39 protein-coding genes are annotated in these 22,756 nt (G+C 63.3%); 28 read left to right on the top strand and 11 right to left on the bottom strand.

All coding sequences use genetic code 11. The features are described from left to right. The first annotated feature begins 558 nt into the window (after positions 1–558). From WC729_RS30120 to WC729_RS29985, 28 genes are all read left to right on the top strand, one after another. The gene (locus WC729_RS30120) at positions 559–1,365 is read left to right on the top strand and encodes a hypothetical protein (RefSeq protein WP_372858546.1); all 807 of its coding nucleotides are present in this window, start codon (positions 559–561) and stop codon (positions 1,363–1,365) included. Positions 1,366–1,383: 18 nt separating this feature from the next. Then, on the top strand, positions 1,384–1,839 hold the full coding sequence (locus tag WC729_RS30115; protein ID WP_372858544.1) for a hypothetical protein: 456 nt from the start codon (positions 1,384–1,386) through the stop codon (positions 1,837–1,839). Between the two features lies 1 nt (position 1,840). Then, the gene (locus tag WC729_RS30110) at positions 1,841–2,608 is read left to right on the top strand and encodes a hypothetical protein (RefSeq protein WP_372858543.1); all 768 of its coding nucleotides are present in this window, start codon (positions 1,841–1,843) and stop codon (positions 2,606–2,608) included. Continuing rightward, the gene (locus WC729_RS30105; protein WP_372858541.1) at positions 2,605–2,802 is read left to right on the top strand and encodes a hypothetical protein; all 198 of its coding nucleotides are present in this window, start codon (positions 2,605–2,607) and stop codon (positions 2,800–2,802) included. Before WC729_RS30110 ends, WC729_RS30105 begins: the two co-directional genes overlap by 4 nt. Next, positions 2,799–3,125: a hypothetical protein gene (locus WC729_RS30100; RefSeq protein WP_372858540.1), complete on the top strand. Its 327-nt coding sequence runs from the start codon at positions 2,799–2,801 to the stop codon at positions 3,123–3,125. Before WC729_RS30105 ends, WC729_RS30100 begins: the two co-directional genes overlap by 4 nt. Positions 3,126–3,208: 83 nt before the next feature. Next, positions 3,209–3,712 carry a hypothetical protein gene (locus WC729_RS30095; RefSeq protein ID WP_372858538.1) on the top strand — a complete coding sequence of 168 codons (504 nt, stop codon included), beginning with the start codon at positions 3,209–3,211 and terminating at the stop codon, positions 3,710–3,712. A gap of 62 nt (positions 3,713–3,774) precedes the next feature. After that, positions 3,775–4,089 carry a hypothetical protein gene (locus tag WC729_RS30090; RefSeq protein ID WP_372858537.1) on the top strand — a complete coding sequence of 105 codons (315 nt, stop codon included), beginning with the start codon at positions 3,775–3,777 and terminating at the stop codon, positions 4,087–4,089. After that, on the top strand, positions 4,089–5,426 hold the full coding sequence (locus tag WC729_RS30085; protein ID WP_372858536.1) for a hypothetical protein: 1,338 nt from the start codon (positions 4,089–4,091) through the stop codon (positions 5,424–5,426). The genes WC729_RS30090 and WC729_RS30085 overlap by 1 nt, the downstream gene beginning before the upstream one ends. A 5-nt stretch (positions 5,427–5,431) precedes the next feature. Beyond that, positions 5,432–6,070 carry a hypothetical protein gene (locus WC729_RS30080; protein WP_372858535.1) on the top strand — a complete coding sequence of 213 codons (639 nt, stop codon included), beginning with the start codon at positions 5,432–5,434 and terminating at the stop codon, positions 6,068–6,070. Positions 6,071–6,148: 78 nt separating this feature from the next. After that, positions 6,149–7,339, top strand: coding sequence for a transglutaminase domain-containing protein (locus tag WC729_RS30075; RefSeq protein ID WP_372858534.1), 1,191 nt, complete (start codon positions 6,149–6,151; stop codon positions 7,337–7,339). Between the two features lie 11 nt (positions 7,340–7,350). Next, entirely contained in the window at positions 7,351–7,857 is a 507-nt protein-coding gene (locus WC729_RS30070; protein ID WP_372858532.1) for an LPXTG cell wall anchor domain-containing protein, read from the top strand. Positions 7,858–7,859: 2 nt separating this feature from the next. Continuing rightward, positions 7,860–8,483, top strand: a complete 624-nt coding sequence (locus WC729_RS30065) for a hypothetical protein (protein WP_372858531.1) — start codon at positions 7,860–7,862, stop codon at positions 8,481–8,483. Positions 8,484–8,560: 77 nt separating this feature from the next. Next, positions 8,561–8,956, top strand: a complete 396-nt coding sequence (locus tag WC729_RS30060; protein ID WP_372858530.1) for a hypothetical protein — start codon at positions 8,561–8,563, stop codon at positions 8,954–8,956. Continuing rightward, a complete protein-coding gene (locus WC729_RS30055) occupies positions 8,953–9,447 on the top strand; it encodes a hypothetical protein (protein ID WP_372858528.1) in 495 nt (164 codons plus the stop codon). Before WC729_RS30060 ends, WC729_RS30055 begins: the two co-directional genes overlap by 4 nt. A 143-nt stretch (positions 9,448–9,590) precedes the next feature. Beyond that, the gene (locus WC729_RS30050; protein ID WP_372858527.1) at positions 9,591–10,169 is read left to right on the top strand and encodes a hypothetical protein; all 579 of its coding nucleotides are present in this window, start codon (positions 9,591–9,593) and stop codon (positions 10,167–10,169) included. Between the two features lie 59 nt (positions 10,170–10,228). After that, positions 10,229–10,852, top strand: coding sequence for a hypothetical protein (locus tag WC729_RS30045; RefSeq protein ID WP_372858525.1), 624 nt, complete (start codon positions 10,229–10,231; stop codon positions 10,850–10,852). 97 nt (positions 10,853–10,949) lie between these two features. Continuing rightward, entirely contained in the window at positions 10,950–11,468 is a 519-nt protein-coding gene (locus WC729_RS30040) for a hypothetical protein (protein WP_372858523.1), read from the top strand. Positions 11,469–11,530: 62 nt separating this feature from the next. Beyond that, positions 11,531–12,088 carry a hypothetical protein gene (locus WC729_RS30035; protein ID WP_372858522.1) on the top strand — a complete coding sequence of 186 codons (558 nt, stop codon included), beginning with the start codon at positions 11,531–11,533 and terminating at the stop codon, positions 12,086–12,088. A 446-nt stretch (positions 12,089–12,534) separates the two neighbouring features. Further along, complete coding sequence (locus WC729_RS30030; RefSeq protein ID WP_372858521.1) at positions 12,535–13,413, top strand: hypothetical protein; 879 nt, start codon at positions 12,535–12,537, stop codon at positions 13,411–13,413. Positions 13,414–13,478: 65 nt separating this feature from the next. After that, complete coding sequence (locus tag WC729_RS30025) at positions 13,479–13,787, top strand: hypothetical protein (protein ID WP_372858520.1); 309 nt, start codon at positions 13,479–13,481, stop codon at positions 13,785–13,787. Between the two features lies 1 nt (position 13,788). Then, entirely contained in the window at positions 13,789–14,538 is a 750-nt protein-coding gene (locus tag WC729_RS30020) for a transglycosylase SLT domain-containing protein (protein WP_372858519.1), read from the top strand. Then, a complete protein-coding gene (locus WC729_RS30015; protein WP_372858518.1) occupies positions 14,535–14,723 on the top strand; it encodes a hypothetical protein in 189 nt (62 codons plus the stop codon). The genes WC729_RS30020 and WC729_RS30015 overlap by 4 nt, the downstream gene beginning before the upstream one ends. Positions 14,724–14,726: 3 nt before the next feature. Then, a complete protein-coding gene (locus tag WC729_RS30010; RefSeq protein WP_372858517.1) occupies positions 14,727–15,038 on the top strand; it encodes a hypothetical protein in 312 nt (103 codons plus the stop codon). Positions 15,039–15,042: 4 nt separating this feature from the next. Then, positions 15,043–15,432 carry a hypothetical protein gene (locus tag WC729_RS30005; protein ID WP_372858516.1) on the top strand — a complete coding sequence of 130 codons (390 nt, stop codon included), beginning with the start codon at positions 15,043–15,045 and terminating at the stop codon, positions 15,430–15,432. A gap of 35 nt (positions 15,433–15,467) precedes the next feature. Then, positions 15,468–15,881: a hypothetical protein gene (locus WC729_RS30000; RefSeq protein WP_372858515.1), complete on the top strand. Its 414-nt coding sequence runs from the start codon at positions 15,468–15,470 to the stop codon at positions 15,879–15,881. An 11-nt stretch (positions 15,882–15,892) separates the two neighbouring features. Then, positions 15,893–16,186: a hypothetical protein gene (locus tag WC729_RS29995; protein WP_372858514.1), complete on the top strand. Its 294-nt coding sequence runs from the start codon at positions 15,893–15,895 to the stop codon at positions 16,184–16,186. After that, positions 16,183–17,517 carry a hypothetical protein gene (locus tag WC729_RS29990; protein ID WP_372858513.1) on the top strand — a complete coding sequence of 445 codons (1,335 nt, stop codon included), beginning with the start codon at positions 16,183–16,185 and terminating at the stop codon, positions 17,515–17,517. The genes WC729_RS29995 and WC729_RS29990 overlap by 4 nt, the downstream gene beginning before the upstream one ends. Before the next feature lie 38 nt (positions 17,518–17,555). Next, positions 17,556–17,732 (top strand): hypothetical protein, encoded by a 177-nt coding sequence (locus WC729_RS29985; RefSeq protein WP_372858512.1) that lies wholly within the window; start codon positions 17,556–17,558, stop codon positions 17,730–17,732. A gap of 87 nt (positions 17,733–17,819) precedes the next feature. On the opposite strand, the gene WC729_RS29980 is transcribed toward WC729_RS29985, so the two are convergent. From WC729_RS29980 to WC729_RS29930, 11 genes are all read right to left on the bottom strand, one after another. Beyond that, positions 17,820–18,488 carry a hypothetical protein gene (locus WC729_RS29980; RefSeq protein ID WP_372858511.1) on the bottom strand — a complete coding sequence of 223 codons (669 nt, stop codon included), beginning with the start codon at positions 18,486–18,488 and terminating at the stop codon, positions 17,820–17,822. 165 nt (positions 18,489–18,653) lie between these two features. Continuing rightward, on the bottom strand, positions 18,654–18,965 hold the full coding sequence (locus WC729_RS29975; RefSeq protein ID WP_372858510.1) for a hypothetical protein: 312 nt from the start codon (positions 18,963–18,965) through the stop codon (positions 18,654–18,656). Between the two features lie 140 nt (positions 18,966–19,105). Beyond that, the gene (locus WC729_RS29970; RefSeq protein ID WP_372858509.1) at positions 19,106–19,351 is read right to left on the bottom strand and encodes a hypothetical protein; all 246 of its coding nucleotides are present in this window, start codon (positions 19,349–19,351) and stop codon (positions 19,106–19,108) included. After that, positions 19,348–19,773 (bottom strand): hypothetical protein, encoded by a 426-nt coding sequence (locus tag WC729_RS29965; protein ID WP_372858508.1) that lies wholly within the window; start codon positions 19,771–19,773, stop codon positions 19,348–19,350. Before WC729_RS29965 ends, WC729_RS29970 begins: the two co-directional genes overlap by 4 nt. 3 nt (positions 19,774–19,776) lie before the next feature. Further along, complete coding sequence (locus tag WC729_RS29960) at positions 19,777–20,001, bottom strand: hypothetical protein (RefSeq protein WP_372858507.1); 225 nt, start codon at positions 19,999–20,001, stop codon at positions 19,777–19,779. Further along, a complete protein-coding gene (locus tag WC729_RS29955) occupies positions 19,998–20,447 on the bottom strand; it encodes a hypothetical protein (RefSeq protein WP_372858506.1) in 450 nt (149 codons plus the stop codon). Before WC729_RS29955 ends, WC729_RS29960 begins: the two co-directional genes overlap by 4 nt. A gap of 14 nt (positions 20,448–20,461) precedes the next feature. After that, the gene (locus tag WC729_RS29950; protein ID WP_372858505.1) at positions 20,462–20,725 is read right to left on the bottom strand and encodes a hypothetical protein; all 264 of its coding nucleotides are present in this window, start codon (positions 20,723–20,725) and stop codon (positions 20,462–20,464) included. 185 nt (positions 20,726–20,910) lie between these two features. Next, positions 20,911–21,165, bottom strand: coding sequence for a hypothetical protein (locus WC729_RS29945; protein WP_372858504.1), 255 nt, complete (start codon positions 21,163–21,165; stop codon positions 20,911–20,913). Between the two features lie 53 nt (positions 21,166–21,218). Further along, entirely contained in the window at positions 21,219–21,569 is a 351-nt protein-coding gene (locus WC729_RS29940) for a hypothetical protein (protein WP_372858503.1), read from the bottom strand. A gap of 1 nt (position 21,570) precedes the next feature. Beyond that, entirely contained in the window at positions 21,571–22,038 is a 468-nt protein-coding gene (locus WC729_RS29935) for a hypothetical protein (RefSeq protein WP_372858502.1), read from the bottom strand. A gap of 62 nt (positions 22,039–22,100) precedes the next feature. After that, on the bottom strand, positions 22,101–22,535 hold the full coding sequence (locus tag WC729_RS29930) for a hypothetical protein (RefSeq protein WP_372858501.1): 435 nt from the start codon (positions 22,533–22,535) through the stop codon (positions 22,101–22,103). Between the last annotated feature and the right edge of the window lie 221 nt (positions 22,536–22,756).

The raw sequence follows: 22,756 nt of genomic DNA, 5'->3' as shown, positions 1-22,756 counted from the left end.
GGGCCGTCCGCCTGCGGCGTCCGGGGTCGTTGGCGTGCGATCGCATGTCGAAGATTTGTTATCTCGGTATGCATACGGATTGCATACGATTATCTACCTACTACCCTATCCCCTACCCCCACTCTAACCCCATACCCATTTACCCCCCCTTAGGGTGTTTTAACCCCTAGCCGAAAAAAGTGATAGTTCGTTTTTTTCGACAAGGGGTTTTTGGCGAGAGAGAAAAATAAATGTCGTCATCTTTTTCTCTTGCGCTCTCCCTCTGGCGCAGGCATTTTTAGGTACACTCTCAACGGAGGATTTCTTGGCAAAGAAGGCTGAAAGTCCGCAGTCCGCGAAGCGCCCGCGAGTGCAAGCGGATAGTGCCGAAAATGGCCGACGTGGTACAGTACGTGTTGTACCGTTGCAGCGCGCGTGCCGCACACTCGACTGCGATTATCAGGTGGCATGGAAGTATTATGCACGCGGAATCCTGAAGGGGTACAAGCGTCGCGGTCGCATTTTTGTGACTGAAGCGAGCCTCAATGCGCTCGTCGCCGCGCTGCTTGGGAACGGTGCATGAAGCCCCCGCTCCCACATGACCGAAAGGACTGGCAGGCGCTCTCCGCGCTCATCGGTTTGGTGAGTGTGACGGGGATGCTGGAGGGACAACGCCCGCAGTCAATCATGGTCGTGGGTGCACCGGCAAGTGGAAAGTCGGTTTTGCTGGAGCGATATCTTGCACGCTCAGGCGACCTCGTAAATCCGCATCTTCAGTTCACAACCTCGGTCACGCAAATGGGCATTCGTCAGATTTTGGCGAAGCAGCATCGCCCAACTCACCTTGTCGTGCCGGAGTTTCAGACGCTCATCCTGCGCAAATCGCATGTGTGGGATACGTTGCTCGGCATCTTGCTCCCGGCCATGGAAGAAGGGATCACTGATTTTTGGTCTGGGTCCGAGAAAGTGCAGTTTCACGGCGCGAAGCTCGGCCTGATCGCGGCGATGACGACAGCGGCGTTGCAAGAACATCAGGAGATGTTGACGAAGAGCGGCTTCCTCTCTCGCATGCTTGTGGTGCATCTCAACCGTTCGCCCGACGATGCATTGCGTGCGCGTAAGTGCGCCAATGCTGGCGACCACTCAGAACTCAGGAAGATTAATGTCTCGGTCCCGTCCCGACCCGTCAGGATATCTCTCGCTCGCCGACTTGCTGACCGCATTGACGACTACGCGGCGCAACTCAACCCGCACGAACTCCACCGGGAAAGCAACCGCTTCCAAGCGCTCACGCGGGCCGTTGCCTACGTTCAAGGGAGCCGCGAAGCGCAAGGCAAGCACTTCGACTGGCTCCTCCAGTATGAAGAACTCTGGAGGGCGCGCTAAGTCGCGCGGCAAAACCCGATGAAAGGCAAGAATGAAAGCAGGCTTGAAGCGTTGCGCATTCCGCTGTCCGGGCGTATTGTCAAGGCGCTCTCGGATGAAGACTACATCCTCGTGTCAAATCTGTTTCAAGAAGCGATGATGAAGCTTCATGGCATGCCATGTCATGCGCGGACAGCCGGTGTGGAACGGACATACGTGCGGCTCGTTTCGTTGACTGCGCTTGCGGCGCAGGTCGTTGGGACGGCGGATGCTGTGAAGCGATTTGATTATCTCGTGGTCAAGCTCAGTGAGTACTACGATGTAGCGGTGCATGCAGAGAAGACAGCAGAAGCTGGTCTGTTGCGCACGGTACGATCATTGGTGGAGATGGATGTGCGTCGATTGGATTTCGAGATGATGAATAACGTCCATATGCTCGTGCGTGGGCTTACGGAGTCCGACGTGACGGCCGCACTCAACGAATCGGGGCGCTGACATGGCCGCGAAGAAAAAGGCGAAGAGCGTGCCGAAGAGGAGCGTACCGAAGAAGAGCGGATCGAGGGGGAGTACGCCCGTTCGGTCGGGTGCATTGCGTGATCCGTGGACCGGGCGGTTTGTCGAGAATACAAAGAAGGAAGCCGATCGTATCGAGCGGCGCGCGCAACGGGAGTTGCGTGCGGCACGTACGGAACGGTCTCGTGCCTTTCGGAGGGCGCAGGCTGGCGCGAAGAAGCCTGAGACTCGCCAGCGTTATGCGGAAAAGTATCAGGACGCATCGGCCAAGGCTGACGCCGCGATGCTGAAGGCAGAGAAGGCGAAGAAGGAGTTGGAGAAGTCCACGGCGGTTCAGCGCGCAGCGGCTCGTGCACAGGCTCCGGCGCAGTGGGAGTTTGGTGTCGCATATGTGGCGAGTCGTCGGGATCGTGGTAGCGACGTGAACTTCAATATCCGCGTTCGGCGTGAAGATCGGAAGGGAATTACGAAGGAAGAGGCGGTGCGCGTGATTGAGCGTATCGCGCAGGATGGCGCGGAGTCCGTGCAGGATGAGTACGTGGTCTACGGTGTCGAGTGGTCGCGCGCGCGCGGGCGTACGGAGCGCGGGCAGTCGCGTTGGAGCGATAGCGTGCGACGCGGAGACGCGGATGATGTGGATGCGTTCCAGCCCATTCTCATGGAGGCGATCTTTAAGCGCAACGGTGAAGGGCTGCGCATGGGGGCGGTGCGCGAGCATGCGGATTGGACGGAACAGGAGGATGACGCATGAGTGATTCCGTGACGATTTCGCTGGCGCTCGCGGTGAAGCTCGCTTCAGTCGCGGTCCATGCGCAGGAGCTTCTTTCGCCGGATGGCCACAACTTCGACCGCATTGCGTTGGAGCGCGTGGCGAATGATCCTGAAGTGGTCGCGTGGCTCGCAACACTCGGTCCACTCGCACCGCGGAAGCGAGGTGGGCGATGACGGTATTGAAGCTCGACTATGACGGTGCGAAACTTCCGCCCGTCGAGATGCGTGCACAAGCATTGTGTGCCGTGTTGTACGTACGCGTTACGCTCATTCACTATGCGCGGACGCGGCGCGGGTGGCATGTCGTCATTTGCTTGGCGCGTCGTATCTCGGCTCCGCAGATCGTCGCGGTGCAAGCCATCATGGGCAGTGACCCGATGCGCGAGCTATTCAATCTCGCGCGCGTGCGGAGTCTCCCTCGCCAGCATCCGTGCATGCGACGCGACGACAACTGGAATGTGCTGTACTCGGAACACCATCGCAGGATCGCGTTCTAACTCGTCCTGCGCGCCAGAGGAAGCGTGCAGCGTTGGACCCGTTCACTTACCGTAGGTCAACCCCGACACAAGAGGACCGTATCATGGCGAAGAACACTGGCAATCCCTTCCACGACATCGCGGGCAACGAAGCGCTCGGCAAGCTGGAGGCGGACGACGCGGGCATGAAGCTTGGCGACGTCAAGCTCTTCACGATCCGCCGCGCCTTCAAGCACCACTTCAGCGGCGACGAGTACGTGGACCGCAAGACGGGTGCGCTGGAGTCGTCGCGCGCCGAGACGAAGTTGATCGTGGAGTTCGTGGAGTTCCCCGGCAAGGGGCTCACCTGCAACAAAACGCAGGGGAACGCGTTCGCGGCGCTCGCGTCCAAGGGCTTCTTGCCTCTCTCCTTCGACGAGATCACGCAGGAGTTTCAGTGGGGCGGAGTCCGCGTGCCGCTCGTCGCGCGCAACTTCGAGTTCGAGAAGAAACAGTACGTGAAGCTCTGCCCCGTTTCGTCGGAGACGTTCGCGGAGCAGATGGAGAAGCTCGGTGCGGCGAAGCCGACGCCGCGCACGACGCGTCGCCCTGCCGCGCGCGGTCGCTGATTTCACGTAGAGCGCCCGTGCCGGATATCCCGGCACGGGTTGCTCGTCTCACTGGAGTTCACATGTCATTGTTTCAGCAGCCCCTCTCGGCTGAGCAGCAGGCCGAGGAACTGAAGAAGATGCTTGCCAAGGCGTTCATGCCGACGCGCATGGGCATAAGTCCTGCGCATGGTGTCGTCTTCTTCGCCGGGAAGGAGAGCGAGTTGTCCATCTCGGAAGTCGTGGTCGCGGTGCGCGTGGCCGATGTGATCGCGCTCGCGGCGAGCCTCTCGCAGCAGATGGTCGTGCCGATTCTCGATGCAGTGCCGACCGAACCGCTACCGCGCGTGAAGAAGCCGCACAAGCTCTTTCAAGTGCTGAAGGGAGGAGAATCCTGATGGCGGCGCGCAAGCGGAGTGGTGGCAAGAGCGTGCGTATCTCGCTGGAGGGCAATGACGGCGAAGGCGAGGCACCGCCTGCGCCGGAGTCGGTGACCGATCAGGTACTCACGGAGCAGAGTGAGAGTGGGGCGGCCACGCGTGCGCCGCAGGCAGTCATCCGTCGCGTGGAACCTTCGACGGGGAAGGAGACGTATCTGGATTCTGTTGCGCTCGCCATCGTGAGCGAAGAATGGATCGCGCAGTCATATGGCGGCGGCAAGTACCGGATCGTCAAGATGGGCGTGAAGGACGGCAAGTGGGGATTCGTCGGATCAGAGACCTACGAGATTGACGAATCGTTGCCGTTCAAGGGAAGCCTGAAGGCGCAGCAGGCGCTCGCGCGCCCGCGCTTCGCGCCCGATGGCGACGACGACCCGCCGATGATCTTTGAGCGCAACGGCTCTCCGGCCGGTGGGCTGGACCCCATCATGCAGACCGGCGTGCTGACGCTGTTGAAGGCGCAGCAGGAGGGCGCGACGTTGCAACAGCAAATGGTCACGTCACTCATGCAGGCCGCGCAGGCGAATCAGACAATGATGCAACAGGCCATGCTTGGTCTCATGGAGCAGATGCGCGATTCGGGGAAGTCGCGCGTGGATGTGGTGGCGCTCATCGGCGCGCTCGGTCCGATCATCGCGCCGTTGCTCGCGTCCCTTCTCGGGAAGAAGGGCAATGATCTGGAGGCACTGTTGCCGCTGCTGGAGAGGTTGCGCGCGCCGCAGCCGTCCGAGAAGATGGAGGACATGCTGAAGCTCGTGCGCGACATGAAGGAGACCGCTGAAGTCTTCAATACGGGCGGCGGGGATGGCGATAATGGCGGTATCCTGAAGACGATCTCTCCACTTATCGCGGCGCTCGCGCCGCTCCTCATGCAACCGGCAGCGGCGCGTACGCCGATGCCATCGCAGGCCGCACCAACGGCCATGCCTGCGATCCCTGACATGCCGTTGGTGGAGGGGGACGTGGCCCAGAGTCCACTTGATGTGTTGGCTCCCTACATGGGGCAACTCATGTTGGCGGCGCGGCTCAATCGCCGGCCAGCGGCGGTCGCTGCCGCCGTGGAGGGCTTCGCGCCCGACGAACAGCGCGGCATGATCCGTGAACTGTTGGCCGATCCGAGCTTCGAGAGCGCGTTGGTGGAGCGCTTTCCTGAAGTGAAGCAGTATCCGACATGGATGACGGAACTGCTGTACGAGCTTCGCGCGGCGTTCATCGGAGAAGAGGTCGAAGGTGACGATGACGACGAGAACGAGGTCCCCCCCGTACCCGCCGCGCCTGCGGCGAAGGAGCAGTAATGGGCATGCGTGACGCTGTCGCCGACCCGGAGGCGTGGCTGCGCTTCGTGGTGTCACAACTGCGGGAGCACGATAATCGTTGGCCGAAGTCACTTGACAGCGATGACGGACTGAGTCTCAGTGACCGCGCATCGCGGGACAGTTTGCGCGCAAGGTGGGAGGCGCAGCGTGATCTCATCGTGCAGGACGTGAAGCGCGCGTCCGATGTGGTGGGGCTCGTCGTGGATGTGCTTGGATACCCGATGTTTCCGGAGCCGGTGAAGCCGGAATCGCGCAACGGATTCCTTTCGCCGGAAGACGTGGCGAGCCTTTTCGCGCAAAAGGAAGAGCGGGAGAGGAGGGAAGCGAGTGCGGCGATGCCATTTGCGGGTGATGCATTGGAGGGAGCGATGCATCTACTCGCGCCGATCCTTGATGGCCTTCGCGAGCGCTTGGGGCGCGAGCGTGAGCAGTCGCGCGCCGTGGGTGATGATGGCGAGCTTCGCTTCAAGCAAGTCATCGTCGTGAATGGGTCGGAGAGGATGCGAAGTGAACCCGTGCTCATCGGACTCGACATGGAAGGGCGCATGTGGTCCGTGGTGCACGTCGGGGGGCTTTCTCTCCCCGGTTGGAGACGGTTGCCCTGCGTGCCTGTCGAGGGGTGACTGTTTCCTATAGAAGGAGATACTTGGATTGAGGTCACAAAGTTGACAAGTAGCACGGCATGGGCGTATGCTCATGCCGTGTTCACTTTGCAGCAGGGGAGTCTCGCGGGCGGTGATCTCGGGACTGAGCAGACGTTGGGCCATATGCGTCGTCTCGTCCTGAACGAGACGGCGCTTCCGATTGTGCGCATGGTCGCCGCGCAGATCGCCGCGAACGTGCCGGGAAACGATCCCATGCAACTGGCGCAACATATTCGACGCTTCGTGAAGGCGCGCTGGCGCTTTGTGCGCGATCCGTTGGATAAGGAGTTGCTGCATACACCGGAAGCGCTGCTCCGCATGTTGCAAATGCACCAACAGATTGCCGCCGACTGCGACGACGCGGCGATCCTGTGTGCGGCGCTTGGCGTCTCGGTCGGCCTGCGGGCGCGGTTCGTCGCAGTGTCGTTCCTTGACGAACGGGCTCCATATGGTCATGTTTGGGCAGAACTCGCGCCGCCGACCGGAACCGGCTCGTGGGTCGAGTGCGATGTGACGCGGAGCATGCAGACGCTTCCCATGCACTTGATTGCACGATATGTCCTCTTTCCGGTCATCAGTGACAATATGCACACATTGCGCGGGTCCATGTCGGGACGTGGTGAGGTGCCTGCGTCGCGGTCCGCCACTCCGAATGCGTCGCCGTTCAGTGGTCTCGGGTCGTATGGCGGAGCCGGGCTGAGTGCAGGCGCGTTGGGCGAAGCGCTGTTCGGTGGATTGGGCATGCCGGACGATTTCGCGGTCTTGCGGGCGGACCTCTCTCGCGCGGAGGCGTTGCTGCCGAAAACACCGAAGCCGCTGCGGGGCGTGCTTGTGAGTCGCATCGCGGCGATGAAGCGCAAGATCGCGTCCTATGCGCCGGTCGCCTTGTCGCCGATTGCTCCGGCCGCGCCGCCGATCGCTCCGCCCGTCGCCGCGCCGTCGCCGACTGATGTTCCGGCTCCGGTTTCGGTGCCGACGTACGCGCAGCCGATCTTGATTGCGCCGCCAGCCTCGTCGGACTTCGCACCGTCACGGTCGTCCGCGCCACAAGCATTGCCGTTGTATCCAGTACCAAGTGAGTTGCCGCTCGCAGTGGACGCAGCGGCGAGTGGGGAACAGCCGTCATTGGATGCCGCACGGTCGGGGGGGGCCAATGGCGGCCTGTTCTCTTCTCCATGGGTATGGGTTGCCGTAGGCGTGCTGGCGTTCGTCGTTGCGCGTGGTCCCGGCGCGCGCTCACTTCGTTAAGGATCACAGCCATGATTGCCATTCCTCTCGCACTCGCGGCCAAGGCGCAGGTCGTGCAGGGATTCGTCAAGCAGTTGAGTAGTGCGGGCGCTGCGCTCGGCATCGGCGATACGGCGACCGACAAGGCGCGCAAGCAGGAAGCGGCGAATCTCTTGAGTGGCGCGCTCGGGGGCGATGCGGGGTCGTTGGCGACGCTTATCACCAATGCCTTCAGCGGGGCACGTCCGAAGCCGGTACAGGGACTCGCGAAGGAGGCGTTGCGCGCCTTCGCGAAGAGCGCCGGGGGATTGCCGGTCCAGTATTCGGAATACGCGGTGAAGCTTGGCGTCCCGGCGCTTTCGGCCAGTGCCATCAACGAAGCGCTCTCGGCTCGCGGGGCCGGTCCTTCCGTTCCGGTGCCAGTGAATACGAGTGATCTCGCCGTGCCGGCGACGCAGAGCGTCACTCCCTACGTGCTGTTTGGTGCGATCCTCTTGCTTGGCGGTGCTTTCCTTCTCACGCGCAAGCGTAGGAGCTAGTTATGAGCGGTATGTACGCGCAGCGTCAGGGTCTCGGTGATCTCGGCTGGAGCATCAGCGACTTGCCGCTCATCAGCAACGCACTAAGCTTCGCGGACTCCAAGGTGAAGGATGCCGTGGAATACATCACGAAGAAGTACGCGGAGTACGTGCAGGTACAGCAGCAGGCTCCCGCCATGCTGGAGGACGCGGAGAAGTTCGTCGCCGTGCTCAATCAGACGGGCACCGCTGAGCAGCAGATGCAGGCGGCGCGCTATCTCGCGGCGGCGCGTGCAGCGAAGCAGGGCGCGGACAACTCGGGGCCGGTGGATCAGGTCATGTCGTGGCTCAACTCGGCCAAGCAGTCGCTCGGTCTTGGCGTCATCGTCGTGCCGCTGTGGATCGCGGGCGCGGTCATCATCGCGCTCGGCATCGTGAAGATGACCGTCTCTTCGTGGAGCGAAGGGCGCACGATTCGCGCCGCGCTCACGGCGGGACTGTCGCCCGAGCAGATCGCCAAGCTCGGCGTCGGGCGCTCGCCGTTCGGTAGCGCGCTCTTCGGCGCGACGAGTGCGGTCACGCTGCTCGTGGTGCTCGGCGTCGGTCTCTTCGCGTACAACGCGCTGCGTCCGGGTGGGCGTCGCTAATGACGCTCCCGTTCAACCCTGCCGTGGTGCAGTCTGTCGTGAGTGCGTCCAGCGCACTCACGGAGTGGAAGCGCGCCATGGATTCGCTCGCGCTGGAAGTGTCGAAGCTCGCGGCACTGGCAGCAAGGGGCGATCAGACGGATGCAACCCAGATGCTTCCGCGTGTGGAATCGCTGCTATCCATCGCGTCGCGTGCCGGGGCGACATATGGCGCGTTCCATCCAGTCGTTCCTGCGGATGTGCAGCAGCGGTGGGTGTCCATCCTGACGCGCACGCAATCGGCACTGCAAGCGGCGCGCGCGCATGCGGTGTCCGGTCCATCGTCGCTGCCGATACTACTGCCTGCGGGCGCTCCCGATCCACGCGACGGATTCAAGATTCCGTTCACGAACATCGTACTGCCGTGGGCCGCCGTGCTTGGCGTGGCGCTCGTCGTCGGGGTCGGCCTCTACGTGAGTCGGAGGCGGAAGTGAGCATCGGACTCGCAATCATCGGCAACCCGAAGGACAAGGGGTTCTCTGAGATGGATGCATGGCGCTCGGTCGCGGATCGCGCGGAGCGTTTGCTTGGCGAGATGGGGCTCGTGTGGGATGCGCTTCAGTCAGGTGGACAAGTTGCTCGTATGCGTGCGCCGGTCATGGTAGGCCATATGCAGGAGCTTCGCGCGCTGGCGGAAATCATGCGCCAGCAACTCGGGCGTGATGTTCATGTGAATCCGCGCCGGAATCCGGGACGCGGGCATGTCATGTCAGACAGTGTGCAGGCGATCGTGTACGTGCACAAGGATGATGGACAGTTTTACATTCATCCGTTCGGCGGGAAGGAGGCGAGCGACGCCGATCTCGCGTTGCTTGCGCGCATGCGGTGTTTCACGGGGAAGTCGCGCGTGCGCATGATCGCTGAGCCGGATGGCGGTGTCTCAGTGGAAGGGAAGGACGGCCAAAATCTTTGGGAGGAGTTCTGACCATGGGCCAGTTGTTCTTGGTGAATCCGCCAACGAGGAAGGCGGCGAAACGGAAGTCTCGCGCGCGGGGCGCGAGCAAGGCGGGGAAGCGTTCGGCGCGTGCGCTCTCGGCCAAGTCAATCACGCGCCTGAAGGGGGCACAGATGGCGAAGAAGGCAAGGAAGCGCCCCGCGAAGGCCAAGGCCACTTCGCGGAAGCGTCGGGTGTCGCGCAAGACGCGTCGCACTCCGGCGATCTCGCTGCGGAAGCGCGGCGTGACCGTGTACCGCAGCAATCCGCGTCGTCGCGTGCGTCGTCGCGTGCGGCGCAATCCGGCGTTCGGTCGCGGGATCATGGGGAGCCTGATGACGGCGGTGAAGGACGGCGCATGGGTGCTCGGCGGTGTCGCCGGCACGAACTTCATCGCGCGGCAAATCCCGTTCGGCAACGGCACGGTGCCGGTGGGAGCGGCGAAGAAGCTTGCGGTGGGGGTCGTGCTGAGCATGATCGTCGGCAAGGCGGTGGGGCGCGCGGCGGGGGAGAAGGTGCTGACCGGCGCAGTCGTCGCCGTGGGGACCGATCTCCTGCGCAACATGCCGATGATCGGCACGGCACTCGCGGGCGACAACGATCTCGCGTTCATCCGGCGGACGATGGGCGCATATCCGACGGCGCTCACGGCAGGCATGGGTGCGTACGTCGAGCCGTACACGGGCGTCCGTTCGGAACCGAACAGCCGTTGATCGCGGCTGAGCAGTAACTCACGCAGTCATCTTTTCACTTCTCTCAGAGAGACTCAGTCATGGGCTACGGTACTCGTTTCCCGGTGGACCCCCGCAACTACACCCGGCTCGCGGAACTTTCGCTGCCGGCCAACGCGGGTGCGCCGGAGGCCATTCCGTTCGTTTACTACGACACGGCGACGCTCGCCACGAACTGGACGACCGCGAGCTTCTTCGCCACGCCGCAGACGGACAAGACGCTCGGCAACATCGAGCAGGGCGGGACGATCCCCGCCGACACGTACTTCCAGCTCTACAGCGTCAATCTCGACTTCCTCATTCCGACCGTGGCGAACAGTGCCGCGACCGCCGATGCCGTGGGCGACGTGCTTCAGATCTTCTGGGGCGCTCGCGCGACGTTCAACCTGAACATCGAAGGGAAGACGTACGGGCCGATCCCGGCATCGTGCCTGCATGGCACGGGTGGCGTGGAAGCCTCCATCGTCGGAGTTCCTGCGGCGGCGGCGCTCGCCAACGTCGGCCAGAATCTCCGGCCCGATGGCGGTTGGTGGGCGGATGGGGCGATCATCCTACGTCCCACCGCGTCGTTCTCGGTGCGGCTGGATGGCGTCGCGGCCGCGCTCGTTGCGTCGCGGCAGGTGCGGATCAGCATGATGGGCGTCAAGTACCGCGTCGTGCGCTAAGTAGCGCTCGCGCGTCTCTCGACGCACGCAACCGGGGCGGGGACGATGCGCCCCGCCCCGGTTGTGCATTCCACCCTTCAGACAAGCGAGTAGGTCCATGGACGGACAGAGTGGCAACCGTCAGCGGGGAATGGCGTTTGAGACGGGGTTTCGTGTGGTCCCGCCTTCCGGTGTCCTCGGCTGGCTTCCGCCGCAGTTCTGGCGGACGATCAAGGAGTTCTATACGTATGGCGTGAACTTCTTGCCCATCGCGGCAAGCGGCACGTCCACGGAAACGATCTCCATTCAGGGCAGCACGGACTTCGTGCTGTTGTATGTGGCGATGACGGCGACGAGCGAGGACAACTTGACGCCGCTGGCCTTCGCTCCGGCACTCGTGCAGTTGCGCGATGCATCGAGCGGCAATGATCTCTTCCAGACGCCGCAGCATGTCGAGAATGTCTTCGGCACCGGACGCGAGCCGGGGATTCTCGCGGTGCCGTACTTCCTGCGGGCCAACTCCGCGTTGCAGGTCACGTTGCAGAATCTGGAAGCCGTGGCACGCAACTACCGACTCTCGTTCATCGGATTCCGGTCGGTGCCGGGATCGGATTACGAGACGGGTCGCCTGCGGTAGTCCAACACTCAACGGCGTGGTGACGCATGGGACTCATTGACGGAAGTCGGGGCGGCGTGGACATGGGCTTGCTCGCCAGTCGCGTCTCTCGGGTGGGAACTTCCGACGGCGTCGTATCGCCTGCGTCGGGGGCTGCGGCCCCCGGCGCGAGTGCGAGCGGCGAAGAACAGGTAGCGCTCAACATCTTTCCGTGGTGGCTGTATGGGCCGGAAGGGTCGGAGTTCTTCTACGTGGATACCGGAGTGCAGACCATCCCGGTAGGTGGCGTGGCAACGTTGCTGGCCAACTCGGCGCTGACGGTTGGGAAGGGGCGCGTCGGTGTGATTGTTACGCTCGCGCTGCTCGTGCAGACGCCAGCGGCGACGGATGATTTCTTCTACACGATGCTGCGCAACTCTGGCCCGGAAACGGGATTGGATCGGCTGCGCAACTTTCCGGTCGCGTCGGCGTTCTCGTTGCGCGAACTGAGCGGATATGTGATCCGATTGAAACCGCAGGACGCTATCACGTGGACCGTGACGAACAGCGGGCCAGCGGCGCGTGACGTCTCGGTGTCGTACATCGGATGGACGGTGCCGGAGTCGGAAGTGCGGCGCATCCAGCGCGGCGTCAACTACTAGGAGCGATCATGCCCATCGCAGGAAACTCCATCATCGGGGCCAACGGTATCGTCCTCGGGGCACCGGCGACGGTCGGGACGTTGCCGATGATCGCTTCGCTTGGCCCCCCGCCGACCGTGACGGATTCGCGGGTGCGGCAGTGGACGGACGGCGCGGTGGTAGTCATTACCGTGGGCGCGGTGAATCTGAATCCTGGGGTCGGAGCGACGGAGACAACGCGGCTGAGTGGGGGGCTCCTCTCGGCCGGCGTCGGTGTGGATTCGACGGTGCTCGGTCGGGGCGCGTCAGCACCGGGAGTGGATGGAGTGGCGATTGGACGCGGGGCCTCGCCTGCGAGCGAAGGGGTCGCGATTGGACGCGGGGCACTTGCTCTGGGTGGCGGAGTCGCGATCGGCGCGGGATCGTTCGCGCCGGGTGCGAACTCACTCGCGCTTCAGGGGGGAATCTTGAACGCCTCGAACGCGATTGTCATTGGCGCGACATCGGTCGCACAATCCAATGGGGGAACACCGGCGCTCATCGCGATCGGCGTTTCTGCCAGTGCCGGGCGTAGCGTGGGAAGCGTGACGTCGATGGCGATGGGCAATAGCAGTGTCGCGCGGGAAGACGATTTGTGCGTAGGGCACTCGGCATCGTCGAGTGCCAGCACGGCGGCGAACAAGAACACGATTCTCGGGAACTCCGCGTCGAATAACACGTCACAGGCCGAGGCCGTCGTTATTGGGTCCGGTCGCGTGACGACGGGTGTCGGGATCGTCTCAATCGGGGCGCGTGGAGGGGGGACGGGCAATCACTCAGTGACGATCGGGTGGTCCAGTGCGGCGAATGGGGCGCAGAGTATCATTCTCGGCAGTAACCTCGTGAGCACGCTCGCCAACACCGCGTTCATCGGGACGCCGAACACCGATATCCAGACGGTGATCGTCGGCATCGGCGACACGGTCGCGGGCATCCCGGCTGCGCGCACGGTACGATTCTCCAATGCGTCCGGCGCGAATCTCGCGGCGGGGGATGCGACGATCGTCGCGCCCCGGAGTACCGGATCGGCAGTGGCGGCTGCACTGAACTTCGACGTGGGGCAGGTCGGGGGAGCCGGGTCGGCCTTGCAGGCGCTCGTCCGCATGTTGCGGTTGACGGGGACCGGAGCGGCCATTGGGGGCACGCTGACGATTGCCAGTGCGCAGCTTCTGGCGACGACGGTCGCGCTGACGAATGGGGCGGGGGCGGCGGTGGGAACGCTCCTGAATGCCCCGGCTGCGGGGAATCCGACGAAGTGGGTCCCGGTCGATGATGCGGGGGTCACGCGCTATCTTCCGATGTGGTAAGCGCAGGCGCTTGTGTCGTTCTGCCGATTGCCGCAATATAGAGTGGACCCGACTCGGAGGAGTGTATGGCATCGAAGAAGTCTGCATCGAGATTGAGGCTTGTCGCCGGTGGACAGGAAGCGGTCGATCCGGCGCTCCTGTCGGAGTTGCGGGCGGCGTTCGCAGCACAGGAGGACGCGCAGCGCGCGCTCGCGGCGGTTAACGAGGAAGGCGAGCGGTTGCGCGTGCTCTTCACGGAGCGTAGCGCGGTGACGAAGCATGTCTACGCGAAGGTGGCGTTGCAGCACAAGCTCGGCGAGGCCGATGGCATCGACGTGACGACCGGGATCGTGCGGCGGCGGCACTTCGCCGTGCCGCCGTCCGGGGGTGCATGAGATGACGCCGCGTGCCCTAACCTTCGAGGAGGCGCGTGTACTGGCGGCACCTGCGGCCACAGCGACCGGCGTGCCGGTATGGCTCCTTCTGGCGATCGCGCGCAACGAGAGCGAGTTCAAGCCATGGGCGCAACGTACAGAGGGGCACTTGAACGACGCTTCTCATGGCTTGATGCAGATGCTATATGCCACGGCACATGCCAACGGCTACACCGGAATCATCGGTCGATGGGATGTGGTCGCGGAACGTGGCACCGGCCTCTATGATCCGGCAACGAATCTCATGTATGGTGCACGCTTTCTTTCGTCACTCCTCGCGCGAGCGAACGGCGACATAGAACGCGCGGTGAGCGCGTATAATGCCGGGTGGGGCAACGCGAAGAAGTCCATGGCTACTGTGCCGACTCGCTTCTGTGAGATATGGAAGCCGACAGCACCGGCAACAGGGCGCGTGATGGATCGTGATTGTGCGCGCATCCGTATCGTGCAACCGGGAGAATGGCCGAATCAGCGATACGTCACCGCTGTCATGCAGTACGCGCGCGAGTTTCGGTCGCGGCTCGCATCGGGTTCCGTAGAGGGAGCGCCGGTTGGTGGGGTTGTTCCGGGTGGCTCTGGTGGGGAGTCGCAGCCCACAGCGGCACCCTCTACGGATTCGAGCGCAGCCTTTGTCGTCAACTCCGGAGTGGTCATCCTGATTGCGGCGCTCGGGGTCGCTGCATGGCTCTTGAAACGCGGGGGTGGCTGGTGAGCGTGGAATGGAAGGAGCTTTTGAGTTGGCTGCAACTCATCATCATTCCGTTGGTGACGTTCGCATTGCGTGAGGCGCGATTGCTGGCGAAGGAAGTTCGGCTCGTGAAGGCGCGACAATACAAGCATGTCGTGTACGTGGCGGCGAAGTTTGGTGATCCCCTTCCTGACTACATGGAGGAATGACAGATGAACGCAATCAAGCTGAAGCTCATCGCGGTGCTGCTCCCGATCATCCTTGGCCCGATCGTCGCGGCGGCGGTGCAGTGGTCCAAACGGATCAGTCCGTGGCTCGATAAGCAGCATGCGGCGGTGAAGCAGGCGTACGTCGCGCTATGGGCTCTCGTGCTGCCGTCACTCGTGACGCTGCTCGGCGTGAACGTCTGTGCGGGCGGGGCGGCGACGTGCGACGTATGGGGCGTGGACTGGAAGCTCACGATCTCGACGTTCGCGATGGCGCTCGTCGCGCATGGCCTGAAGAAGAAGCCGAAGGAGCGGTAGTCTCATGCGACTGAAGAGAGCGCTGGAGATTGCGGCGGATCGCGGTGAGAGCGCGGGGATGGAAGGTGCGGCCGAGACGTACAGGGAGTTCCCCCGGGCGATGGACGATCTCGTGCAGGAACCGTATTGGCTCTCCGGTGAGTGGGCCGGGCAAGGTCTCTCCGAACTGCTCGGCGATCTTATGAGCGGGGTAGACGATGATGACGATGCGATCATGGGAGCGTTTGAGACTGCCGCCAGCACCGCGTTCTGGGATGAACTGGAGCGCGTGGCAACGCTTCACACGGAAGACGACGATGATGACGGCGATGACGACGACGATGACGACGATGATGACGGCGATGACGACGACGATGACGACGATGACGACGAAGAGCGCGACGGCGAAGCCTGAGTAGTACGACGTTCACAATCAACAGCGAGCAAGTCATGGGTATTTTTGACCTGAAGCGTCTCCTGCGTGGGCTGGCCGGTGCCGCCGTACAGACGCTCGAATGCATCATCCCGTTCCAAGCGCCTGCGCTGTACGCCGCGCAGGCAACGCTCACCGACGCCGCGACGATCACGCCGGTCACCTCGGAGGCCGGCACGTTCCTGCTGACGTGCGCGAGTAACGCGGCGCGTGCGATCCAGCCGCCCGCCGATCTCACGGCGGGGCGGCGTATCTACGTCATTGTCTACAACACGTCGGGTGGGGCGCTCACGCTCACGACGTTCGCGGCGGCGATCAAGCAGCCCGCGATCACGTGGCCCGCAACCGGCACCAACCGCGAGTTCGAGTTGTACTGCGACGGGACGGAGTGGTCGCTCGTCCATTTCTCCAGCACCAACGTCCCGAACTGAGGATCATCGTCATGGCGACGCGTAAGCAGGTGGAAGAGGCGGCAGCGGACGTCGGTCTGTACGTTGCCTACTACAATCCCGGTGACGGGGCGCGGTGGAAGTTCTCGCTCGTGCCGCGTGACTACTTCGCGCTGTCTGACAGCGAGACCCTCGGACGGGTCTACGGCCCTGCGGGACTGGCGATGATGTGGATTTCCGGTTTCATTGCTGGTCGTGCGGTTTCACGGAGCGATCGGGTGGATGCCGAGATGGAACGGCGAAGGATTCGTGCGGAGTCAACCTTGCTGCGGAGGGGGAGGCGATGAGCACGAGCAAGGTCGTCATGGTGAGCGAGGAGGAAGTCCGCGCGTTCGCGTCGCGCTGGCCCGCATCGGGCATGCGTGACAAGGGCGCGGTCGCGTTCACCTTTGAGTCCAACGGCGATATCGTGGACGTCGAGCCGTACGGATGGGACGAGGGCGTGGACGGCGCGGCTGCCGTCGCGCTGTCGCAGGACGCGCAACGCGGTATCCTCGGAACCGTCGTTGGTGGCAGCGAGGGGACGCCACTCTCGACGCGCGCTGTGCATGGCAATTCACGCCGCATCGAGCGCGCTGCCATCCGTATCCTCAGCGCCGAAGCTGCCGAGGCGGGCGACCTCGCGATGGTTGCGATTTGCCAGCGTGCACTTGATGGCGATGATAGGGCCATTCGCGAATGCGAGCGCGTGATCGCTGAGGCCCGCGCTGCCGCACACGGGAATCCGCGTCGCGTCGCGCTGACGCCCGAGAACATCCAGCGCGCGACGATGGACGCGGGCAACCGTTCCATGCGGAAGGCAGGGCGCACAGCGTGGAGTGAGGAGGATCGAGACGCTGCGAGTGCAGAGGCGGATCGGTTGTGGAATCTGTATGACAGTGGTGGCGCCACGCAGGGCAATCCATCTAGGCCAAGCGTTCTCGCGGTGTGGAAAGATAAACTCGGGCGCGCAGTCATGTTGTTGCGCGCGAGTCCGGGGTACATCATCAGCGCTCCGGGATTCGGTGTGTACATCACGGCCAGTACCGACGAAGCAGCCATCGCCAAGGCTCAGAAGCTTGTGGACCGTGGCTTCAATGGTCGTTTGGTGCGACCGCTGAAGCGGAGCCCGCTGTACGAAGGAGACGCCGAACGTATGCGCGGGAACCCCGGTGACGTGCATGTTGACATCCACTCGCACAACGCGGCGGGCAATCCGGTGCAGGTGAAGAGCCCGCTCGGGTCGTGGATTCTCGCGCTCAGTTTTTTCGAGCGCCATCGTCGTGGCGCGGAAGCGAAGCTCGGGCACAATACAGTGCTGCGCCAGCGTCTCGGCAAGGATGGCGCGAAAGACATGCAGGTGATCTACCACGAGACGCCCCTCGTTACGTACCACGAGGACGGCACGATCACGCTCAACTCGGGCGGGTGGGCGACGAAGACGACGAAGGACCGGCTCGGCATCTTCTTGCCGGTGCCACTGCATGTCGTACAGACAAAGGGCAAATGGTACGTGCGGAATCAGGAGACGCAGGAAGAGATTCCGTTCTTCGATGGCATGCGGTTCGGCATCCGACCGACGTACGAAGAGGGGCGCGAGGTCGGGCCTAGCGGAATCGCCCGGCGCGCGCGATCTTAGGAATCCACTGCGCCGCAGGGCGCTCATCCGGGAGGAGCATGAAAGGCTTCATCAAGGTGCGGGTCGCGAGCGATGGGAGCGATGACCGCGAGATCAATCCGGCGCACATCGTGTACGTGCAGGCTGTGGAGGGAACCGCCCTCCATCGCATCTACCTGAGCAACGGGGTCGTCGTAAACGGGACGATCCTCGACGATCCCACCGGGCCGGTCTAGATCCGGAAGCGATCGCCTCTAACCGAACGACCCCCCGGAGGGCTGTCCAAGCCCATCCGGGGGGTCGTTTTGCGGTCCTGAGCCAGCCTAGCCTCGGGGCGATGGCTTCCCGGTCTTGCCCTTGCTGGCCTTTTTGGGGGTTGGCTTGGCTCTGGCGGGCCGGGGAGCCTTGGTCGGGGGGTCTCGGGGCATGGGTTGACGTGTGGCTCGGACCATGCCGTCTGCGGCGATCGCGAGGCGTTGGAGTGGCTCGCGGTGCGCCGGGGGTACTGGAGCCGTCGCCTTCCGGGATGGCAGGTTGAGTGACTGTTGCTCGGGGAGCATTGGCGCAGGTCTTCCCTTCCCGGTCATAACGCCAATGAACGTGCGTCCCGGATCGGCGCATAGCGTCTCGGCGTAGAATGTCACCGCCGACGAACTGCCTGCGCTCTGCCGCGTCATCTTCTCGGTTGCGCGGTTGAGGTCCTGAAGCCAATAGTCGAGCGTGCGTGGACATGACTCGTACTGCGGAGTGGAGATGACGACTTCGATGACGGACTGACTCTCTGGACCGTTCTGCGCGGCGCGCGCCACCTTCTCCAGATCACGTTCGCCGCGTAGAGTGGCCCCGCCGACGAGCGCATGCAATGGCGTGCCACGCGGCCATGACATGAGCAGACGGAAGTACGGCTCGATGTAGAGCCACCGCTTCACGTCGAGACCGCGCAGCGCGCCACCGCGTCCCGCGAGGGCCATGCGTCCTGCATCGCGTTCCATGGCTAACTCCAGTGCGAGGAGTCGCCGTCGTTGTGTCGGGCCTCCTCGACGATCCAGACGAAGAAGAGGATGATCCAGAACAGCGCTGCGGCGAGCACGTGCGGTAGAGTGGGGTCCATGGCTCACGCTCCCAGATGATCGTGAAAGGTGTCATGCGTCGTCATGTCAATCCCTCGGGCCGAAGTAAGATCGCTCAATGCGAGCGAAGGGTGATCCGCCGAAGCGGTGTACTATGTCGTTCGTGCGTGATTCGATCGTGCGCCGCGTGGTGGCCATGAAACGCGGGCGCGTGAGTGATTTCACGTCCTGCACTTCCAATCCGATGCAGCGGGACACGTCCGACTGGGAGGTGTTCGCCAGCCAGCGCTCGCCGGCGAGCGCGAGAGCCGTCGCGCGCCAGAAATATTCCGCGGCGGCACGTTTATGCTGGATGCTATGCATGCCGACGTAGAGGCAGCCGATGACAACGGTGGCCACGAAGGGGAGCAATGCCCCATCGTCGTCGCGCAGGAACGGGGACTCGGGCGCGTGATAGTTTAGGGCCGGTCGCGAGGGTCGCAGGATAAGGGCGTCCCATGCCCACTGGGCCGCGCCCTCGGGGATTCTGGCTTGGTGCATCAGAGCCTCACGGAAAACTGGAGATGGGGGTCGTCACTCTCGCGGATTTCGCGGAGCAACATTTTTGCGCATTCCTTCGCGCCGTCCACGCAGCAGTAGAAGCCGGTGATCTCATACATCCCGTACATGGTGAAGACGCCGACTTCCAATCGGCGCTCAGCCACGCGCACGCTCATCAGGGAGAGTTGTTCCTGCGTCGCGTGCTGCGCGCAGCGGTTCGGCCCGTCCTGCCGCATGCGGATCATGTGGTCCTCCTTGCTGCGGGCAGGCCAAGCGCGAGGAAGTGCCGCGCGCGGCGCACGGCCCACGCGAACGCGCTCGGGTTCTTCATCGCGGAGAAGCGGCGCTGCTGCATCTTGCGAAACTGCCGGATGCCCTTGCCGTGGATGCCATGCGCCCTCAGCCAGCGCTTCGTGTCGCGCTTGGGCGTGCACCAATCCCCGCGCCCGTTGTAGTAGCCTTTGTCCCGCCGTCCGCTTCCATCGCCGCTGAGCTTCACGCGGCGCTTGCGCGTGAGCAAGCGCGCGGCGCGATCCGAGAGCGTTGCGGCGTCGCGGTTGTTGGTGGGCGCGGTCGGCGCAGGCTGCGTCTGCGGGGCGCTGAACGCGCCAAGGCTCAGGATCGTGGCAGCGACAGCGGTGAGTCGAGCGAGTGAGAGCGTGCGCATCGGTTACTTCTCCTTGGATTGGTGGCGCGAGCATACGCCGTTAGCGTGCGCCGTGAAGTTGCGGCACGGCTCGCGTGAGCAGCGCCGTGAGACGTACAGCTTGTTCGGATCGCCCCATGGGCAGAGCAGCGGAAACTGCTTGCGCGCGAAATCTTCGCCCCGCGTGGTGCTGATCGTAAGTTCGTTGCCCTTGTGGTCGGAAATGCGATATGTAGTCTTTTGCTTCACGGGGCAATCCTCTCTTCGCACTGGCCGCCCGCCAGCCAGTTATAGAGTTCCTGCCCCAACATCCCGCGCAGCCGCCTCGCGAGCCCCTTGCTCGCCTGATAGGCGCGATACGCGCGCATGGAGTCTTCATTGAGGCCGCAGTTGGCGACCCACTCGGGGAAGCTCGGGCCTTGGACGTCCGGGCCGAATACCTGCGCTTCGCTGGCGAGTGATTCGATCACTTCGGCGGCAGTCGGCGGCTCGCCCCTGTGTCCGGTGCCCTTGCTGTAATGCAGCTTCATGCTGCGCAGTGCCATGCCTCCGGCGACGGGCGCGGCATAGGTGAGCAAGACGTGCCAATGGTGCATCATCGGCGCGGTCTTCACGTCGGGCATGTGTGGATTGCTCAGCGTGCGCGTCGAAACGATCTGGATGCCGTGCTGCGTGCAAAACTGCTCGTAGGTCATGGTCGGTGCCTCGATCAAAGGAAAATGATGATGGCGCGCATGTTCCAGTGGTCGCCGATGGGGCCGGGGCGCGCGCGGCCCTTCGCATCGGTGGCCCAGAGGCACCACTGGAGGATCGTCAGGTGCGTAGTGTTGTCTGTCCATGTCGTACGTACGGTGTCTGCGCCGCAGGAGACCGGGAAGGTGGGCGCGAGCGGCTGCGCGTCATCGTTGCCAAGCAGGGTCTCGCCATCGCAGGCCGAGAGGGAGAGCGAAAGGAGAAGGGCCATGCGCTTCACGTGCCCTCCTGCAACAGAAGGCTAATCTCTACGACGATTTCATTCCCGCACCGCTCTCTCTCTGCGTCCTCTCGCGTCGCGAAACGCTGCGCGTCGTACTTGTCTCGTGTATAGCTGCTGACGCTTCCCTGCCGCGCGACGTAGCATCCGTCGCTGCCCATTCGCTTTAGGATGAACGGCATCGCTCAGCGCCCCGACGCGATGCGAAGAAGCGCTTCGCTCGCGGCGCTCCACTCTTGCTCGGCGGCAATCATCTCGTAGATGACTGCTTGGCGTTCGTGCGCGTCACCGCGCTTCAGCGCATTCACGTAGTCGCGACCAACATCGGCCATGTGCATCTGCGCGCTCTCCACGCGTCTCTCCGCTTGCTTCATGCGCGCCGCGTCCTCAGGGGGTTTTAGCATGTAGGGAGTCACATCAATCATCTCGGGGTTGGGCATCGTCGTCCTCTGTCAGTGTGAGCGGAACGGCACGCGAAAGCAGGATGAAGGCACTATTCATCTTCCGGCAATGGGGGCATGAAATCGAGTCTCCTCGGGGGACGGCGACGCGCGCGGAAGTTGACGAGCGTAATCCCCTTATTGCGCAGCAAGGAAGTGGGTACGTCGGACGGGACTTCGCCGGCGCATTCAGTCACGTCCCATTTGTGCTCATTCATCGCGCGACCTTCGGCGTCGCTTTCATCGTGAGCACGTACAACAACGATCTTCCCCGGCTTGTCCGCGTCATAGTCAGCGGCGGACTCCCTTACTTGTAGACGATGACGTAGATACGCTGCCCCGCCGTGCTTGTCCGCGTCATGGTCAGCGGCGGACTCCCATACCCAGACATAGAAGCGCTTCACGTCAGTCCCTCCCGTAGCCGCGCGGAAGCTCGATGTCTTTGATTTCTTCCAGCAGGCTCTCGCAGTCGTCGAGATCGGGCAGCGTCTCGAAGTCCATGCCAGTGATCGCCTCCAACTTCTCGCCGAGCGCGCTGTCCTGAAGGTTCTCGGGCAAGCTGCCCTGCCACTCCTCGTACTCATCCTTCAGTGACGACAGCTCGCCCATCGCATCCTCCCATCCGCTACGCCCGGCGCTCATCGCGTCGTATGCGTCGCGCGCATTCTGCGCAGCAGCGGCCCAACGTTCGGGACGACTCATTGGCGTCTTCATCTTCTTCGCCTTCGGCCTCTCGGTGACCGAGACCACTTCGCACGTGCCGTTGGTGGCAAGCACCGCAGCGGCCCGCGCCTTCTCTGCGCTGAGCGCGTCAACATCAGCGTGAAGCTCGATGTTGCCGACCCTGAGGATGACAGCGAAACACTTGGACATGGAACCCTCTTTAGTTGCGGTTGTGGGCAGGGCATCAGCGGGGTGCTGCCGCCCCTCCGGTGTCACCTGTGGTAGGACACCGACTCCATGCCCTGCTCGCCGGTGTCGGGCCGCTGTGCCCACGTGTCGATGCGGCGGCGAGCGCCACAGTGACGGCATGCCTGATGGATCACGACGCCGCCCCCGTGCCCGTGTACGCCGGGGTTTTCCTTGAGCCCGCCGACGATTTCGTGTAGGCTCTGCCAGTCGTGCACATGTACAGAACGGCATCTCGGCGCGACTGGATTGACAGTGACGGTGATCGTCTCGCGCTCGTCCGCGATCGGCTCGCCGGCCGCGTCGAGTGGTATCACGATGCAGTCGATCCATTGCGTACGCGCGTCATCCTCGGCTTCTCCCCAATCGCCACTGCCCACATATCGCTGCGCGGCGTCCTCGGGTGAGTCGGCGATGATGAGAAGGTCGGCGTGGCCGTCTGTCACAGTGTAGATGGGCATCTGGAGACTCCTCTTGTTCGGTGGATGTGGCCGGGAGGCGAGTCTCCCGCGACCGTGCGCGAACATAACCCGATTTCAACTGAGAGTGGAAGCCCAACCCGGCGATTGTTACAAAGAAAACAGCCCCCACACCCCTTGACAGCCACCGGCCACGCACCACCAAAAGCGCGCACTCAGGGATCACAAATCCGCGACCCCGAGCGCCCCGGCGCTCGGCCCCC

Origin of the sequence: Sphingomonas sp. (assembly GCF_041661825.1) — a bacterium.
GTDB lineage: Bacteria > Pseudomonadota > Alphaproteobacteria > Sphingomonadales > Sphingomonadaceae > Sphingomonas.
The sequence above is the reverse complement of the archived record's forward strand: the minus strand, read 5'-3'. Positions and strand labels throughout refer to the sequence as shown.

What these genes read in the sequence shown, in the direction of transcription:
- WC729_RS30120 (WP_372858546.1), top strand. Translation starts at nt 559, where the DNA reads ATGAAGCCCCCGCTCCCACATGACCGAAAGGACTGGCAGGCGCTCTCC.
- WC729_RS30115 (WP_372858544.1), top strand. Translation starts at nt 1,384, where the DNA reads ATGAAAGGCAAGAATGAAAGCAGGCTTGAAGCGTTGCGCATTCCGCTG.
- WC729_RS30110 (WP_372858543.1), top strand. Translation starts at nt 1,841, where the DNA reads ATGGCCGCGAAGAAAAAGGCGAAGAGCGTGCCGAAGAGGAGCGTACCG.
- WC729_RS30105 (WP_372858541.1), top strand. Translation starts at nt 2,605, where the DNA reads ATGAGTGATTCCGTGACGATTTCGCTGGCGCTCGCGGTGAAGCTCGCT.
- WC729_RS30100 (WP_372858540.1), top strand. Translation starts at nt 2,799, where the DNA reads ATGACGGTATTGAAGCTCGACTATGACGGTGCGAAACTTCCGCCCGTC.
- WC729_RS30095 (WP_372858538.1), top strand. Translation starts at nt 3,209, where the DNA reads ATGGCGAAGAACACTGGCAATCCCTTCCACGACATCGCGGGCAACGAA.
- WC729_RS30090 (WP_372858537.1), top strand. Translation starts at nt 3,775, where the DNA reads ATGTCATTGTTTCAGCAGCCCCTCTCGGCTGAGCAGCAGGCCGAGGAA.
- WC729_RS30085 (WP_372858536.1), top strand. Translation starts at nt 4,089, where the DNA reads ATGGCGGCGCGCAAGCGGAGTGGTGGCAAGAGCGTGCGTATCTCGCTG.
- WC729_RS30080 (WP_372858535.1), top strand. Translation starts at nt 5,432, where the DNA reads ATGCGTGACGCTGTCGCCGACCCGGAGGCGTGGCTGCGCTTCGTGGTG.
- WC729_RS30070 (WP_372858532.1), top strand. Translation starts at nt 7,351, where the DNA reads ATGATTGCCATTCCTCTCGCACTCGCGGCCAAGGCGCAGGTCGTGCAG.
- WC729_RS30065 (WP_372858531.1), top strand. Translation starts at nt 7,860, where the DNA reads ATGAGCGGTATGTACGCGCAGCGTCAGGGTCTCGGTGATCTCGGCTGG.
- WC729_RS30060 (WP_372858530.1), top strand. Translation starts at nt 8,561, where the DNA reads ATGGATTCGCTCGCGCTGGAAGTGTCGAAGCTCGCGGCACTGGCAGCA.
- WC729_RS30050 (WP_372858527.1), top strand. Translation starts at nt 9,591, where the DNA reads ATGGCGAAGAAGGCAAGGAAGCGCCCCGCGAAGGCCAAGGCCACTTCG.
- WC729_RS30045 (WP_372858525.1), top strand. Translation starts at nt 10,229, where the DNA reads ATGGGCTACGGTACTCGTTTCCCGGTGGACCCCCGCAACTACACCCGG.
- WC729_RS30040 (WP_372858523.1), top strand. Translation starts at nt 10,950, where the DNA reads ATGGACGGACAGAGTGGCAACCGTCAGCGGGGAATGGCGTTTGAGACG.
- WC729_RS30035 (WP_372858522.1), top strand. Translation starts at nt 11,531, where the DNA reads ATGGGCTTGCTCGCCAGTCGCGTCTCTCGGGTGGGAACTTCCGACGGC.
- WC729_RS30025 (WP_372858520.1), top strand. Translation starts at nt 13,479, where the DNA reads ATGGCATCGAAGAAGTCTGCATCGAGATTGAGGCTTGTCGCCGGTGGA.
- WC729_RS30020 (WP_372858519.1), top strand. Translation starts at nt 13,789, where the DNA reads ATGACGCCGCGTGCCCTAACCTTCGAGGAGGCGCGTGTACTGGCGGCA.
- WC729_RS30010 (WP_372858517.1), top strand. Translation starts at nt 14,727, where the DNA reads ATGAACGCAATCAAGCTGAAGCTCATCGCGGTGCTGCTCCCGATCATC.
- WC729_RS30005 (WP_372858516.1), top strand. Translation starts at nt 15,043, where the DNA reads ATGCGACTGAAGAGAGCGCTGGAGATTGCGGCGGATCGCGGTGAGAGC.
- WC729_RS30000 (WP_372858515.1), top strand. Translation starts at nt 15,468, where the DNA reads ATGGGTATTTTTGACCTGAAGCGTCTCCTGCGTGGGCTGGCCGGTGCC.
- WC729_RS29995 (WP_372858514.1), top strand. Translation starts at nt 15,893, where the DNA reads ATGGCGACGCGTAAGCAGGTGGAAGAGGCGGCAGCGGACGTCGGTCTG.
- WC729_RS29990 (WP_372858513.1), top strand. Translation starts at nt 16,183, where the DNA reads ATGAGCACGAGCAAGGTCGTCATGGTGAGCGAGGAGGAAGTCCGCGCG.
- WC729_RS29985 (WP_372858512.1), top strand. Translation starts at nt 17,556, where the DNA reads ATGAAAGGCTTCATCAAGGTGCGGGTCGCGAGCGATGGGAGCGATGAC.
- WC729_RS29980 (WP_372858511.1), bottom strand. Translation starts at nt 18,488, where the DNA reads ATGGAACGCGATGCAGGACGCATGGCCCTCGCGGGACGCGGTGGCGCG.
- WC729_RS29970 (WP_372858509.1), bottom strand. Translation starts at nt 19,351, where the DNA reads ATGATCCGCATGCGGCAGGACGGGCCGAACCGCTGCGCGCAGCACGCG.
- WC729_RS29965 (WP_372858508.1), bottom strand. Translation starts at nt 19,773, where the DNA reads ATGCGCACGCTCTCACTCGCTCGACTCACCGCTGTCGCTGCCACGATC.
- WC729_RS29955 (WP_372858506.1), bottom strand. Translation starts at nt 20,447, where the DNA reads ATGACCTACGAGCAGTTTTGCACGCAGCACGGCATCCAGATCGTTTCG.
- WC729_RS29945 (WP_372858504.1), bottom strand. Translation starts at nt 21,165, where the DNA reads ATGCCCAACCCCGAGATGATTGATGTGACTCCCTACATGCTAAAACCC.
- WC729_RS29935 (WP_372858502.1), bottom strand. Translation starts at nt 22,038, where the DNA reads ATGTCCAAGTGTTTCGCTGTCATCCTCAGGGTCGGCAACATCGAGCTT.
- WC729_RS29930 (WP_372858501.1), bottom strand. Translation starts at nt 22,535, where the DNA reads ATGCCCATCTACACTGTGACAGACGGCCACGCCGACCTTCTCATCATC.